The sequence below is a fragment of the Lactobacillus iners DSM 13335 genome, assembly GCF_000160875.1.
Taxonomy (GTDB): domain Bacteria; phylum Bacillota; class Bacilli; order Lactobacillales; family Lactobacillaceae; genus Lactobacillus; species Lactobacillus iners.
This window is the reverse complement of record NZ_GG700811.1, coordinates 136,121-150,798: the sequence shown is the minus strand read 5'-3', so window position 1 is coordinate 150,798 and position 14,678 is coordinate 136,121. Positions and strand designations below refer to the sequence as shown.

Here is a 14,678-nt window from a genome sequence, read left to right as displayed (position 1 = left end):
GTTTCTATGGTTATGTGCCTTTTATAATGGTTGTGTACACATTGCCATTGTTTCTAAAACATTTAAAATATTTTCAGCTGATTGTATACTTGAAAATACTGGGATATGGGTATTTAATGCTTGATCTTTGATCATTATGGCATCATGACTTGCAGAGTCCGATAAATTTGTGACATTAATAACCAAATTGATTTTATGTTGAGCAATTTTTTCTAATAAACTATTATTACCAGTTTGCAACTTCTCAACAATACTAGTGGTTATACCCTCTTCTGCTAGTATATTTGCCGTACCTTCAGTCGCTAATAATTGAAAACCTAACTTATGAAAGCGTGCAGCTACAGAAATAGCAGATTTCTTATCGGAATCCTTAACAGATATAAACACCGTGCCATAACTTGGAATCGTTAAATTACTTGCCTCATATCCTTTATATAGTGCAAATGGTAAGCGATTAGCACGCCCCATTACAGATCCTGATGTTTTCATTTTTGAATCAAATGTATTAACGCTATTATAACTTAGATGAGAAAATACAGGCATTTTGATATAAATTAAATTGTTGGAAGGCCAAACATCATTAGCTAATCCTAGTTCATCTAAATTTTTGCCTAGCAAGACTTCAGTAGAAATTGCAGAAATATCTTGTTGTAATGATTTGCTAAGAAATGCGACGTTATGACCAGCATACGTTTTAATTTGTAAAACATATATTTGTTCATTAGCTAGTAAAATGTGTAAATTAATAGGACCTCTTAAATGTATTTGTTGAGCAATATTAACTACAGCGTCACGAATCAAGCGTTGCTTATTACTGGTCAGATTTTGAGGTCTGAATACAGCTATGGAATCAGATGCATGAGAGCCAGTTTGTTCAAAGTGTTCAATAATACCTGGGATAGTGACATTTTTCCCATCAGATATGGTAGTAATTTCGTATTTGTTACCCTCAATAAATTGCGAGATTGAAATTTTATCTAAATCATTTTCGTCGATATAACGATTTAATGCTGGTTTATCAAATACTACAGCGGATTTTTGCTTTTTATCATTTTTAAATCCACCTATTAATACTGGAAATTTGTATGTTTCGATAAATGATAAAACTTCATTACGATTAGTTGTAATCAGTGCTGGTACTGGGTTAACGTTAGCATTAATTATTTGTTGTTTCCTATCTTGTTGTAAAACGTCACTTAAATTATCTTGTCCTAGTAGTTTTAAGCCATGTGCTAATAATCGCTGTCTATACTGATTAATTTGTTTGCCAGAAAATTGAGTAATTAAATATTTAATATTTTCTTTTTTGCAAATATATAAAATATTTTCTAAGGTAATTGGTTCAAAATATACCCTGTCGCATAGATCATAAGAATTACTTATGCTTTCTGGATTATTTGAAATAATTACTGTTTGCATCTTATGTTTCTTCAATGTTTGGGCGACATGATAAATCATATAATCAAATTCACCTGTTTGTGATATTTGAAATGATTTTAAGCCGATAATCAGACATTTGTCTTGTTGGGATAAAGGTATAATCTCATTTTCTACCTCATATCCAGAATAATAAGCGTTAATTTTAGGTGCATGTAATCCAGCTGTACCATCTATTCCAATATAAGATGGTTTAATATTATGCTTATCTAACAGTTCATCGATAAGATTTTCATCTATATTAGCTATCATCGATAGTAATTTATTTGAGAATCCGCATTTTTTAGCTGCTATTAAATTATTGACTTGTTCAGGATTTTGTTTGAACTTTTTGCCAACATTAACTATATGTGCAATTTTTTGTAGAAAAATACAATTAATACCAGTGTGTAATTGAATATCTGATAAGGATATCCCTTTAGAAATAGCTACAATTAGCATTAGTAAATGATGATTATCAACATGTTGTAATTTATTAATAATTTCATCATCGGAAGCATTATTTAAAGTATTAAAATAAATTCTTTTGTTCTGCATTATGTTGGTAGTCGATTGAATAGCCTTCATAAGTGCAGTTTCAAAATTTCTACCGATGCCTAGTGCTAATCCACTTGATGTAGATTTGTTTCCTAGTTCATAATAATTGCTACTCAATTCAGTGAATGACCAATAAGGCATTTTAATTGCGAATGCATCATTGATAGGCTCAATAGCACTATTTAATCCGGATTGTGGATCAATTATTTCATTTAAGTTATATCCAATAGCAATTTTTGCAATTACATAGCCTACACTATAAATATTAATTCTATATGAAATTAAGCTAGTGTGTGTTAATCGAGGTTTGACACTTAGCACTTTATAAACAAAGCTATCTCCCTCTTTTTTGACTGCAAAATGAATAGTTAATATGCCATTGATATTTAAGAGATTAGCTATTTTATTGCAACAATGTCTTAGCTCCTGTATCTGATTATTATTGTGAGTTAAAATTGGTGCAATTAAAATAGAATCATGAGAGTTCACGCTTACTGGCTCAAGACTACTCATAGAATTAATAAAGCAACAATTTCCAGTGTTATCTCTTATTACATCAAAAATCAATTCTTCCCATGAAGATAGGTCTTCATTAATTCTATAATTTTTTAGGTAAAACCTAGTTGATTCAGCTTCTTGCTGAAAGTAGTCTTTAACCATTCCAAAATTGTTAACAGAACAAACTTTATCTGTTCGATACTTTACTGATTTCGTTATTAGAAGTGGATACTGAGCATTTTTTAAAACATTACTTAAATCAGAAACGCTATGTAATAGCCATTGATCTGCAACTGGAATTTGGTTTTCTGATAAAAAATCATACAGAAATTGAGCATCTTTTATCTTTAAGCAGAGATCATTAATAGTTAATAACTTAATATTCATATCTTGAATGATGCCATCTTTTTGTAGTTTTTTTACTAATTCGATTGCTGGTGTTCCTCCAAATGCTGTTAAAATTGCATCAGGCTTTTCCATGCGGATAATTCTTTTAACGAAATCTGTAGTAAGTGGTTCTAAGAACACATGTATATTTTTGCAAGTATCCGTTTGAATTGTGGCGGGGTTAGGATTAATCAAAATAATTTGTACATTATCTTCACATAATGCTTGAATTGCTTGATGACACAAAATATCAAAATCGGAAACTTTGTTGACTATATTTGCTCCTGCACCTAAAATTAAAATCTTATTTATTTCTCTAGATAAAGGCATGTCATTCTACTCCATCATCATTGTAAAATCATCAAAAATCTTTTTAGCGTCAAAGGTTCCAGGAGATCCTTCAGGATTAAACGCTACACCGATAGCTTTATCTTGTAATAAAGAATATCCTGCGATTAAATCGGAGTTTAAATCATAATATATATTGGAAAAAGAAAGTTTGGTATCAACTGGCATAACTAAACTATTTAAATTAATGGATGTTTGCCAGATTTTATGAGTATTTTGATCAATAACTGGGAAATTAGATCCATTATAAGGTGGAAAGATATCAAATAATTCCAAGCCCAAATAATTACTCAACAGCAAATAGCCCAATCCTATTGTTAGAATTGGTAATTTCTTATAAAAGTAATCGAAAATAGGATTAATGTAGTTAATTAATTCTTCAACTTTACCAGGGCCATTAGAAATAATAATTCCGTCAGGTCTGATATTATTAATATCATTAATAGATGCATTATATGGTAATACAACACAATTTATTTTTCTCAGTGACAAAGCACGCAACAAAGAATGCTTGATACCTAAATCAATAACTGCTACAGTTTTTCCAACATTTGGTGCTGCATAAGCATTGCTGGTTGAAATTTGAGCAGTTTTATTTTTAGGTAATACTAAAGCTTTAATTTGATCAAATGCATGGTTATCATCAGTATCCATAATAGATGCTTTAATCGTTTTATGCTCTTTTATTTTATGGACTAATGATCTTACATCGATGCCATAAATACCAGGTATTTTTTTCTCACTTAGGAAATTATCTAATGATTGATAAGTATCAATTCCTTCAAAATAACTTTGAGGAGCTAGGTCATTAACAACGATGCCTTTAATACTTGGAACAATAGATTCGTAATCAATCGCATTAATTCCACTGCCACCGATCATAGGAGTAGTGAAAGCTAGTATTTTTCCAAAATTTGCAGGATCAGATATTGCCTCTTGATAACCGAAATTAGCAGTTTGGATAGCTAACTCACCTGTAGATATTGTTAATGATCCAAAACCTGTTCCTTTATATGCTGTACCATCTTCTAAAATTAAATATCTTGCCATTTTTTTATACCAAGTTATTTGTTAACTTTTTTCTCAATAAATATAACTGTTTTGCAAAAATTTGAGGTTCTGAGATAGAAAATTCCAACCATTGATTGGTTTTTGGATGATAGAAACCTAGAGTTTTTGCATGTAAGAATTGACCATTTCCATTTAATGTTTTCTTTGGACCATAAAGAGGATCACCTGCAATGGGATGACCAATATATGACATATGAACGCGAATTTGATGAGTTCTGCCCGTTTCCAAAATGCATTTAACTAAACTATAACCAGGAAATTGCTCCAATACAGTAAAATGCGTAATAGCCTTCTTTCCAGATGCTACTACTGCCATTTGTTGTCTTTGATATGGATTCCTACCAATCGGGGCATCAATTACCCCACTACTATGTTTAAAATTAGCATGTACTATGGCTATGTATTCCCTTTTATTTATTTTATTAGCTAATTGTTTTTCTAATGATATCCTAGCAGTTGCATTTTTTGCAATCATCAGCAAACCTGATGTATCTTTATCAATTCTATGTACAATACCCGGTCTGAATATTTCGTCACACTCAGCTAAATTTTTCGTGTGATATATCAAGCCATTAACTAATGTGTGGTCTGGATGACCTGCAGATGGATGAACTACCATTCCTTGCGGTTTATTTACTACAATAACATCGTCATCTTCATAGATAATATCCAAATTTAAATTTTCTGGATCTAATGATAAAGGTTGCGGAGAAGGAATTTCAATATTTATTTTATCGTTAGTGTTAACTTTATAAGACAATTTGGTCTGTAAACCATTTGTCGTAATAAGTTTTTGCTTAATTAATTCTTGCACACGTGTTCGACTGATAGTGGAAATATGTGTTGCAATATATTTATCAAGTCTAACCCCACTTTCTTCAGACTTGACAACTAAATTGTATGATATATTATCATTCATCTACTAATTAATTTTCCTTTTCTACTAAAAAGACAAAATAATAAAAAATAAAAATAACTCCAAAAGTAATAGCACAATCTGCCAAATTAAAAATATTGAAATTGATAAAATCTAAGTCAAACATATCAATAACATATTTGAATATTAATCTATCAATAAAATTACCCACTATGCCACCTAATACCATGGCGAGACCAAATTTAAAAATTCGGTGCGAGTATTTCAAACTGAATAAATAATATATTACTACTATTAACGCCAAAATACTGATTAGGTAAAATAAATTCATTTTACCTGCTAACAAATTCCATGCTGCACCAGTATTTCTTAAATAAGTAAATGATAATAAACCAGGAATGATTTCTCGACTTTGTCCTAATTTGAAATTATCAATTATATATCTTTTTAAAATTTGATCGCAAACAATTATTAATATGCTAATAATAAGATATTTACAATTATCAATAATATGGTATTTTTTCATTTAAAATAATCCTGAGATCTTTCCATCATTGTCGATGTCGATATTTAAGGCTGCTGGTTTCTTAGGTAAACCTGGCATATCAACAATATTTCCAGTATATACTACAATAAATCCTGCTCCATTTTTTAATGAAAGATTTTTGACATGTAGTGTAAAATTATCGGGTGCTCCCAATTGCTTTTTATCATCTGTAAATGATATTTGTGTTTTAGCCATTATAGGTGGGAGATCATCTTTTCCTAATTTTTTGATATTTTCTAGATGCTTTTCAGCTTTTTCTGAATAGACAACATTTGTTGCATGATAAATATTTTTAGCTATTTTTTCAATTTTTGCTTTAATATTGTCTGTTGGATCATAAGTTTTAATAATTTCCTTGGTATTATTATCTGCTAGATCAATTACTTTTTGTGCAGCTACTATTCCACCTTTTGAGCCTAAATCATGGTAATTAACAATTTCACTTTCAAATCCTTCTGCTCTAATTAATTCTTGTAAAGTTCTTAATTCGGCATCAGTGTCAGTATCAAATTTATTTATTAAAACAATGACAGGAATATTATATCGCTTCATATTATGCATGTGACGCTTTAAATTAACAAATCCTGCTGTCAAACTTTCTATATTTTCATTAGCCAAGTTGGTTGTAGATTTTTCATGCTGATATTTTAAAGCACGCACAGTTGCTACAATGACTACTGCATCTGGAGTTTTTTCTAGATGATCCGAAACAAAATCCATAAATTTTTGTCCGCCTAAATCAGCTCCAAACCCTGCTTCAGTTAAAACGTAATCACTTAAGTGTAGTGCCAAATTAGTTGCAATTATAGAATTTGCTCCATGTGCAATATTAGCAAATGGTCCACCATGTATAAGGGTAGGAGTTTTTTCAAGAGTTTGTACCAAATTAGGTTTTAAAGCATCACCTAATAAGGCTGCAATTGATCCTTCAAATCCTAGATCGTGTACATATATTGGTTTATTTGTTGTTGAAAAGCCGACTAAGATGTTACCAATTCTGTATTTCAAATCGTTAATATCTTTTGATAAACATAAAATAGCCATTAACTCATTAGCTACAGTGATAGCAAAACTTGCAGGTCGTTCGATACCATTAAACTTGGAACCTTGGCCGATTATAATTTTACGCAAAGTTCTATCATTAACATCTATTCCCCGTTTTAGTAGGATGCTATTAGGATCAAGATTACATTCATTATTTTGATATATATAATTATCAACTAATGCAGCTAGAGTATCTATTGCACATGTTAGTGCATGCATGTCACCAGTAAAATGAAGATTAATATCTTCCATTGGAACCACTTGTGCATATCCTCCACCAGTAGCTCCACCTTTTAATCCAAAAACTGGGCCTAATGATGGTTCCCTAAGAGCAATGATAGTCTTTTTATGTAATTGATTATTTATCGCATCACCTAATCCGATCGAAATCGTTGTCTTCCCTTCTCCTGCTGGTGTAGGAGAAATAGATGTTACGAGGATAAGTTTACCTAATTTGGAATTATGCTTAGCTTTTTTTATAGCATCCCAATGAATTTTAGCTTTATAATTTCCATATAAATCTAAATCATTACCAGATAATCCTAACTTATGTGCAATATCTGTAATTTTAATTGGTTTGTTTTTTTGTGAAATTTCAATATCTGAATACATTAAGCATTACTCCTTTTTTCAACAATCACTATAAAATAATTACTATTTGCAACATTTACTTTATAGAATGATAAACCTAAATACCGATTTATAAATTCTGGTTTAAACACCCGCTTTTTTTTAAGATATGGTAATTTCAAAAAATAAGTCTGATTCTTACATTCAATGTATGAAAAAAGCAATGTATAGATTAGAGAAATTATAAAAATTGACCCTAAAACAATACAAGCTAAACTAATATTTTTACTGGTTTCTTGTTGAAATATGATCGACATAAACAAGATAATAAATAACCATGAATAGTATATTAATCCATTAGTTCCCAAAAAAATAAAATGTTTTTTCATAGATCATTATCCTTATCAATTAAAATAACTATATTAGATTATAACAAAAAAAATGATAAAAGCTATTTATAAGCTTAGATCATTTTTGCTTATCATTTTTTAGTGTGCCAATATTGATAAAAGTCAGTTCTAATATTTCCGTTGAATAGTTTTCTTTTTTTGTTAGCTACTTTACCAAAATATTTTTCAAATTCAACATCAGAAGTCAAGTAGTACTGATTGAAACTTGATAAATTACCTAATACATTGCCCATCTCTTGATATATTTTTCTAGCAGAAGTTTTATCTTTTAGTCTTTGACCATAAGGAGGATTAGCAATTATTATTCCATTAGTTAAATCTGTAGCAAAATCTTTAATTGCAACTTGTTTGAAGCGAATATCGTCTAATACTCCAGCATTATTTGCATTAACTTTAGCAATTTCTAAAATAGATTGATCTATGTCACTAGCAATAATTGGTGCGTGATTTTTGCTTATCTTTGATTTCGCATTTTCTATTTCTTGTTTGTATAAATTATTGTCTACCCAATCGAAATTATTAAAGGCAAAATTACGCCATAATCCAGGAGCAATGTTGCGTGCAATCAATGCAGCTTCAATAGCCAATGTACCAGAACCAGTAAATGGATCAATTAGTGGATGCGTTCCATTGTAAGGGGTCAATTTTAGTAACCCTGCTGCAAAATTTTCTTTTAAAGGAGCACCACCATGTTCTACGCGATAGCCTCTTTTGAACAAACTTTCTCCTGTTGTATCCAAACTTATTCTAGCTATATCTTTATTTATATAAATATCCAAATGATATAAATTACCAGTCTCTGGCAAAAAACCACGTCGATGATACTGTTGTGTCATCTTGTCAACTATAGCTTTTTTGACAATAGACTGAATGTCGGGTTCTGAATGTAGTTTACTTTTGACACTGCGTCCAGAAACAGGAAATTTGGCATCTACAGGAAGCAATTGAGCCCAATCGTAATTGAATATTTGGTCATATAAGGTTTCAAAATCCAAGGCCTTGAATTCTTTTAGCAAAATTTTAATTCTATCTGCTGTTCTTAAATTAATATTGGTCTTGATAATATCCCCTATATTGCCTTTAAAAAACACCCGTCCATTTTCGGTAGTAGTATTATAACCTAAATTTTGTAATTCTTTGGCAACTACGGCTTCAAAACCAGTGCCCATTGTTGCATATAAATCATAATTTTTCATAACTTAAATTTTACTCACTAATCATCAAATAAAAAAGTTGAGCCCAATTGTGCTCAACTCTACCAACAAGTTTCTATAAGCCACGTTCTGTTCATGTTAAAATGGTATTTTTAACAATTAGCAATCATCTATCTTCATATTAATGATTTCGTCTTTAGTTCATTTTCTTAGACGAAACGCCCCTACCAAATTTGGGTTGCCCGCTTGCAGGGTTTACCTCGTTCCACCATTTGAGTTTCCTCTAATGCTTCGTCACTGTGGCACTTTCAGGATACTAATGCATGTTCATAGAGAATTTAGCATTTTTTCCGCCGTAATTTAAACAAATCCCCCAGCTTATTGGGCTGAGTACAATCACTACAAACATCTCAGTTTGTGCGGGCGTGGACTTTCCTCAACTAACATCAGTTAATCGCGATTGCTCAAAACTTGCGTGTCCTATTATAACATACTTTATAAAAAATTTTAAAGCTAATATGTTTGATTATTCATATTAAGACGTTGTTCGAGGGCATAGACTTTTCTCTCTAAAGTTGAAATTCGCTGAATCATCGATACATTAGTCGTTTCAGTCTTGATTAAGTTTTCGTAAGGATTTTGGCGGTCTCTTAATTCAGAATTCTTAATTTCTTCTTGTAATTCTGATATTTGTTTTTGTTGATCGTCAATTATTTGGTTAAAATGCTCATAATCGGAAATAATAATATCTAAGTATGAATTAACTTCTTCTTGATCATACCCTTTTAATTTTGTACTAAATTCTTTTTTTAAAATGTCTTCTGCTGATAATTGTATATTTTGCTTGCTAGTCATAAAAATTTCCTCTCTTTACTTGTATATACTATCAAAATAATTGCTACAAATAAATATAAAGTATTTAAAATCTTACTAAGATTCAGATGCAATATCTTGTAAATCATAAAAATCAATGATATCTAAAAAATAATTTTTTTGTGTCTGATAAAATTGAATTGCTTGATAATCATAGGAAGTTTTACCTTTATGTTCTAAATCATAAATTAATAATGCACCTTCAGTATGTTTTAACATAAATTCTTGAAACTGGATAAATTGTTTAGGATTTTGGTAATTCTGCGATGAGAGTTCTGTATAAAAATCTACATCTGAACGCAAATTTGATAAATGTTCTTGCTTAGATGGAGTCCAATTATTTCCAAAATTAGTATATGGAAAAATTAAAGCAGTGTGTAGATCAGAATAAAAATTACGCAAATCATTAGCAACCTCCAGCGACCACTGTTCTACACCCAGATTAGGTCCAGCTATTACCCAATCTAAACAGCAATCTTCCAATTTCTGTTGTAAATAGTTTTTAATTGCAATTTTGATTACTTTTATTTTGGGATCATTATTATTAAAAACATTTAATTCATAATTTCGATATCCAGAAATCCATATACAGTGCATTTTTAGCTTTCTTTCTATAATATATTTTTTTGACAATTATTGGTATAATGTGCACAAGGAGGTTAAATAAATATGGTAAATTATCCTCGAGGTATTTTTTCATCAATTGAACATAGTATATCACATCAAAATAAGATTATTTTTTCTGATCGTGGAATGACTTTGGAACAGCAAATTAACGAATCAAATGAATATTATTTAAATCATAATATTGCTGTGATTCATAAAAAACCAACCCCTATCCAAATTGTTAAGGTTGATTATCCCAGAAGATCTCGTGCAGTTATCAAGGAAGCGTATTTTAGACAAGCATCTACGACAGATTATAATGGTGTATATCGTGGTTATTATTTAGATTTTGAAGCTAAGGAAACAAAAAATAGAAAATCTTTTCCGTTAAAAAATTTTCATGAACATCAAATAATTCATTTACAAAAGTGTTTAGAACAAAAAGGTATCTGTTTTGCGATCATCCGTTTTGTCACTTTAAATCGATATTTTATTACTCCTGCTAGCTACCTTATTAGAATGTGGTACAGTAATAGTAAGAAGTCACTTAGTTTGATAGATATTATAAATAATTCATATGAAATAAAAAGTGGATATAATCCTACCCTTTCTTATTTGGACGGTGTAGATAAATTTATTATAGATAGGATTTGATTTTATGTCTGAAAATAAAAATTCATCAGAACGCAATACTAGATCAAGTAAATATCATAAAAATAAAAAGGAGAAACATCTTGGTTGGTTAGTTTTAAAACTAATTTTATTATTTGTAGTGGTAATCATTGTATCAGGAGTTGGACTTTTTGCTTATTATGCAAAAGATGCTCCAAGTATCTCTAAAGCACAGCTGCAAAGTGGTGGTACTTCCAGTTTATATACGACTGATGGTAAGTTTCTATTATCTCTCGGATCAGAAAAAAGAATATATGTGGATGATAAACATATACCCCAAAAACTTAAAGATGCTGTTATTTCTGTAGAAGATAAAAGATTTTATAGTGAAGGTTTTGGTCTTGATCCAGTTAGAATAGTTGGTTCAGTCTTAGTTAATGCTAGAGCTAAAGGTGTTGCAGCTGGTGGTTCTACTATTACTCAACAATTAGTTAAACTAAGTGTTTTTTCTACTGCAATGTCGCAAAGAACTTTGAAGCGTAAAGCACAAGAAGCTTGGCTCTCTATGAAAGTTGAGCGAGAATTTTCCAAAAAGCAAATATTAGAATTTTATATTAACAAAGTCTATATGAACTATGGAAATTATGGCATGGGTACGGCTGCAGACTTTTATTATGGCAAACCATTAAAAGACTTGAATTTAGCTCAAACGGCATTAATTGCTGGTATGCCTAATGCTCCTATTAGCTATGATCCATATGTTTATCCGAAAAAAGCAAAATATCGTCGTGATATTGTCTTATATTCCATGCTAAAAAATAAAAAGATTAGTTCTGCTCAATATAATGCTGCAGTAAAAGTACCAATTACTGAGGGCTTGCTTTCGAAAAAAGATAAAGTTAACTCTAATTTGCGTAAAGTTGATGATCCATACATCAAAGAAGTAATCAATGAGGTTAAGGAAAAAGGATTTAATCCTTACAATGATAATTTAAAAATTACTATTAATATCAATCAACATATTCAACAGAAATTGTATGATCTTGCTAATAATGGAGAGGTACCTTTTACCAATGATAAAATGCAAATTGGTGCTACAATAATCGATCCAAATAATGGTCATGTAGTTGCTATTTTGGGTGGTAGAAAATTACCTGCAGTTCAATTAGGACTAAATCGAGCTGTACAAACTGCTAGATCAACAGGATCAACTATAAAGCCAGTCTTGGACTATGCTCCAGCTATTGAATATTTGAAATGGTCAACATCACATATTATTAATGATAGTAAATATATATATCCAGGTACAAAAATACAGTTATATGATTGGGATAATGTATATCAAGGAAAAATGAGTATTCGTCGTGCATTAGAGCAATCACGTAATGTTCCAGCTGTTAAAACACTCAAAAAAGTTGGTTTAGCTCGTGCGTCACTTTTTGTTAGAAAAATGGGCATCAATATTCCTTCCGATTCTGGTCTTTCTGTAGGTATTGGTGCTAACGCATCAACCTTACAGATGGCTAGTGCGTATGCAGCTTTTGCTAATAATGGTCGTTATTACAAGCCTCAGTTTGTATCAAAAATAGAAACTCCTGATGGTATCACGAGAAATTATGATAGCTCAAGTACAAAAGTCATGAAAGAATCAACTGCCTATATGATTACTGATATGTTAAAAGGAGTATTGACTCGGGGCTTAGGTACAATGGCTAAGTGTGATAATATTTATGAAGCTGGTAAAACAGGAACCGTTAAATATTCCGATGAAGATTTAGTTAAATTCCCATCTTATGCACATACTCCTAAGGATTCATGGTTTATTGGATATACTAAGGCTTATTCTATAGGAATTTGGACAGGTTATGATAATTTGAAAGATGGAACTATTTCAGGCATTGGTGAAAATTCAGCTCAACTATTTTATAAAAAAATGATGACCTACCTTATGAAAAATAAAGCTAATAGCAATTGGAAAAAACCATCTACTGTGGTTAGATGTCGGATTGTTAATGGAACAGAACGCAAAGTTGCACCTAAGCATAGCAAAAATTATACTTGGCAATTATTTGTGAAGGGTCATGCTCCAGCACCAGATGATAATGATGAGGATGTTGATAATATAGACGATTCTGATGACAAAGTTAATACTGCTGATGAAGATGCAGATAAAGATAATGATGTTAAAGATGATGACAATCAAACAGATGGTAATAAAGGTGATGGTGACCAAGGTAAAAATAGTAGTAGTAGCAGTAATAGTGACAAAAATAATTCTAATGCAACGGATAGTAGCAGTACTACTACTGACACTCATTCCGACTCTACTTCTACTAGTTCATCAGTAAATCATTAAAATAATTGCATGTAAAAATCCTACTTGTAATAAAACAAGTAGGATTTTTTTACTTTAAAAAATTATATGGATTTTCATTTCGATATTTAGCAGGCATTTTATATCTTCCAAAAGCAATCATAGCATGGTGTAGTTTTATCCAATCTTTTTGTGGCATTATATTTTCAAGTATTGTCTCTATTTGAGATGGATCTGCATTATTTGGCACAATCTTAAACTGTTTAGCTATTCGCATAACATGTGTATCTACAGCGATAGATGGTACACCAAAAGCTTCTGCTAGTACAACATTAGCAGTTTTAATACCTACACCCGGCAGAGTTAATAGTGCTTTTTTATTTTTTGGAACTATCCCCTGATATTTATTTTCAATTAAGGTAGCTGTAGTTTTAAGATGCTTGGCTTTTGTGCGATATAGACCTATATTTTTGATACAAGCTTCGACATCAGAAATATTAGCAGCTGCTAATGACTTAGAATCTGGAAATTTTTTAAATAAAATTGGTGTAACTTTATTAACCATTTTATCTGTCGTTTGGGCACTCATTAAAACTGCACAAAGTAATTGAAAAGGTGTACCCCATCGTAGTTCTCCTTTAGCATCAGGGAACAAACTAATAATTTTATATAAAATTTGCCTAGCTTCTGAAATGCTTACTAGATTATTTGAAGTCATTTTTTAAATGTAGCTCTTTTCTATCTTAATATCTAGTTAAAAAAGCCTTTACCTGCTTAATATCCGTTAAATTATGGCGTTGCCAATTTAATAAAATACGATCAATGTATTTAAAATTATAAACCTGTGATAAAACTGATTCTCTTAAAGCTAAATTGATAATTTCAGGCTTATAATGATCAATAACTAGCCAAGATGATATTTGCTGTTTTTCTATTGGACTAAGTAACCTTCCAAATTCAATTTCAAACTGTCTGATAATATTTTGTAGTGGACTATCAGTTGTTTGGTAATCTAATTGCACAGAATCTATAGTTTGATCATATGTTGCTTTATCAACTATTGTATCTAATTTTTCGTATAACATAGATAAATCGTAATAGTTAGTAATACGCTTATTTTCATCTCTTTGTTGCTTTAACTCTATTAATTTTTTATCTATTAATTGCTGAATTAATTGTGATACTTGAATAGCATTAAAATTCATTCTATTAGCTATCATTTCATCACTGGGAAAGCGATTATTTTTTTGATTAAAAGACTCCAAGTGTAATAATAAAGCTAATTCTACTTCATTAATATTAAGCTTATGATAATAAAGTAGTAAGGCATTTGATACCGTAGTAAAGCCCAATTTTTGATATTTTGCAAATGAGACCAATTTATTTTCTCCTT

General features: G+C 30.5%; 13 protein-coding genes and 1 other RNA gene. 2 read left to right on the top strand and 12 right to left on the bottom strand.

Features of this window, described 5'->3' with window-relative positions; genetic code table 11:
• Nucleotides 1-21 precede the first annotated feature (21 nt).
• The 10 genes from carB to HMPREF0520_RS05660 form a co-directional block, all read right to left on the bottom strand.
• Nucleotides 22-3,189 (bottom strand): carbamoyl-phosphate synthase large subunit, encoded by a 3,168-nt coding sequence (carB, locus tag HMPREF0520_RS05700; RefSeq protein ID WP_006729955.1) that lies wholly within the window; start codon nt 3,187-3,189, stop codon nt 22-24.
• A 6-nt stretch (nt 3,190-3,195) separates the two neighbouring features.
• The gene (locus HMPREF0520_RS05695; protein ID WP_006729954.1) at nt 3,196-4,257 is read right to left on the bottom strand and encodes a carbamoyl phosphate synthase small subunit; all 1,062 of its coding nucleotides are present in this window, start codon (nt 4,255-4,257) and stop codon (nt 3,196-3,198) included.
• A 4-nt stretch (nt 4,258-4,261) separates the two neighbouring features.
• Nucleotides 4,262-5,197 carry an RluA family pseudouridine synthase gene (locus tag HMPREF0520_RS05690; protein WP_006729953.1) on the bottom strand — a complete coding sequence of 312 codons (936 nt, stop codon included), beginning with the start codon at nt 5,195-5,197 and terminating at the stop codon, nt 4,262-4,264.
• Between the two features lie 7 nt (nt 5,198-5,204).
• A complete protein-coding gene (gene lspA, locus HMPREF0520_RS05685; RefSeq protein ID WP_006729952.1) occupies nt 5,205-5,681 on the bottom strand; it encodes a signal peptidase II in 477 nt (158 codons plus the stop codon).
• Nucleotides 5,682-7,358 (bottom strand): formate--tetrahydrofolate ligase, encoded by a 1,677-nt coding sequence (locus HMPREF0520_RS05680; protein ID WP_006729951.1) that lies wholly within the window; start codon nt 7,356-7,358, stop codon nt 5,682-5,684. It lies immediately after the preceding gene.
• Complete coding sequence (locus HMPREF0520_RS06550) at nt 7,358-7,705, bottom strand: hypothetical protein (RefSeq protein WP_006729950.1); 348 nt, start codon at nt 7,703-7,705, stop codon at nt 7,358-7,360. Before HMPREF0520_RS06550 ends, HMPREF0520_RS05680 begins: the two co-directional genes overlap by 1 nt.
• Before the next feature lie 92 nt (nt 7,706-7,797).
• Nucleotides 7,798-8,922, bottom strand: a complete 1,125-nt coding sequence (locus HMPREF0520_RS05670; RefSeq protein ID WP_006729949.1) for a THUMP domain-containing class I SAM-dependent RNA methyltransferase — start codon at nt 8,920-8,922, stop codon at nt 7,798-7,800.
• Between the two features lie 71 nt (nt 8,923-8,993).
• Nucleotides 8,994-9,352, bottom strand: an RNA gene (gene rnpB / locus HMPREF0520_RS06300) — RNase P RNA component class B.
• A gap of 41 nt (nt 9,353-9,393) precedes the next feature.
• Nucleotides 9,394-9,735: a DivIVA domain-containing protein gene (locus HMPREF0520_RS05665; protein WP_006729948.1), complete on the bottom strand. Its 342-nt coding sequence runs from the start codon at nt 9,733-9,735 to the stop codon at nt 9,394-9,396.
• Nucleotides 9,736-9,810: 75 nt separating this feature from the next.
• Nucleotides 9,811-10,350 (bottom strand): SLOG family protein, encoded by a 540-nt coding sequence (locus HMPREF0520_RS05660; protein ID WP_006729947.1) that lies wholly within the window; start codon nt 10,348-10,350, stop codon nt 9,811-9,813.
• Nucleotides 10,351-10,422: 72 nt separating this feature from the next.
• On the opposite strand from HMPREF0520_RS05660, the gene recU reads away from it, so the two are divergent.
• Together recU and HMPREF0520_RS05650 are read left to right on the top strand one after the other, a co-directional pair.
• Nucleotides 10,423-11,013 carry a Holliday junction resolvase RecU gene (gene recU, locus HMPREF0520_RS05655; protein WP_006729946.1) on the top strand — a complete coding sequence of 197 codons (591 nt, stop codon included), beginning with the start codon at nt 10,423-10,425 and terminating at the stop codon, nt 11,011-11,013.
• Between the two features lie 4 nt (nt 11,014-11,017).
• Nucleotides 11,018-13,327: a PBP1A family penicillin-binding protein gene (locus tag HMPREF0520_RS05650; RefSeq protein WP_006729945.1), complete on the top strand. Its 2,310-nt coding sequence runs from the start codon at nt 11,018-11,020 to the stop codon at nt 13,325-13,327.
• 49 nt (nt 13,328-13,376) lie between these two features.
• On the opposite strand, the gene nth is transcribed toward HMPREF0520_RS05650, so the two are convergent.
• Nucleotides 13,377-14,003, bottom strand: coding sequence for an endonuclease III (nth, locus tag HMPREF0520_RS05645; RefSeq protein ID WP_006729944.1), 627 nt, complete (start codon nt 14,001-14,003; stop codon nt 13,377-13,379).
• A gap of 25 nt (nt 14,004-14,028) precedes the next feature.
• Complete coding sequence (locus tag HMPREF0520_RS05640; RefSeq protein WP_006729943.1) at nt 14,029-14,664, bottom strand: DnaD domain protein; 636 nt, start codon at nt 14,662-14,664, stop codon at nt 14,029-14,031.
• Nucleotides 14,665-14,678 lie beyond the last annotated feature (14 nt).

Bases quoted from the DNA above. Each gene is read 5' to 3' on its own strand.
- carB (WP_006729955.1), bottom strand. From the start codon at position 3,189: ATGCCTTTATCTAGAGAAATAAATAAGATTTTAATTTTAGGTGCAGGA.
- HMPREF0520_RS05695 (WP_006729954.1), bottom strand. From the start codon at position 4,257: ATGGCAAGATATTTAATTTTAGAAGATGGTACAGCATATAAAGGAACA.
- HMPREF0520_RS05690 (WP_006729953.1), bottom strand. From the start codon at position 5,197: ATGAATGATAATATATCATACAATTTAGTTGTCAAGTCTGAAGAAAGT.
- lspA (WP_006729952.1), bottom strand. From the start codon at position 5,681: ATGAAAAAATACCATATTATTGATAATTGTAAATATCTTATTATTAGC.
- HMPREF0520_RS05680 (WP_006729951.1), bottom strand. From the start codon at position 7,358: ATGTATTCAGATATTGAAATTTCACAAAAAAACAAACCAATTAAAATT.
- HMPREF0520_RS06550 (WP_006729950.1), bottom strand. From the start codon at position 7,705: ATGAAAAAACATTTTATTTTTTTGGGAACTAATGGATTAATATACTAT.
- HMPREF0520_RS05670 (WP_006729949.1), bottom strand. From the start codon at position 8,922: ATGAAAAATTATGATTTATATGCAACAATGGGCACTGGTTTTGAAGCC.
- HMPREF0520_RS05665 (WP_006729948.1), bottom strand. From the start codon at position 9,735: ATGACTAGCAAGCAAAATATACAATTATCAGCAGAAGACATTTTAAAA.
- HMPREF0520_RS05660 (WP_006729947.1), bottom strand. From the start codon at position 10,350: ATGCACTGTATATGGATTTCTGGATATCGAAATTATGAATTAAATGTT.
- recU (WP_006729946.1), top strand. From the start codon at position 10,423: ATGGTAAATTATCCTCGAGGTATTTTTTCATCAATTGAACATAGTATA.
- HMPREF0520_RS05650 (WP_006729945.1), top strand. From the start codon at position 11,018: ATGTCTGAAAATAAAAATTCATCAGAACGCAATACTAGATCAAGTAAA.
- nth (WP_006729944.1), bottom strand. From the start codon at position 14,003: ATGACTTCAAATAATCTAGTAAGCATTTCAGAAGCTAGGCAAATTTTA.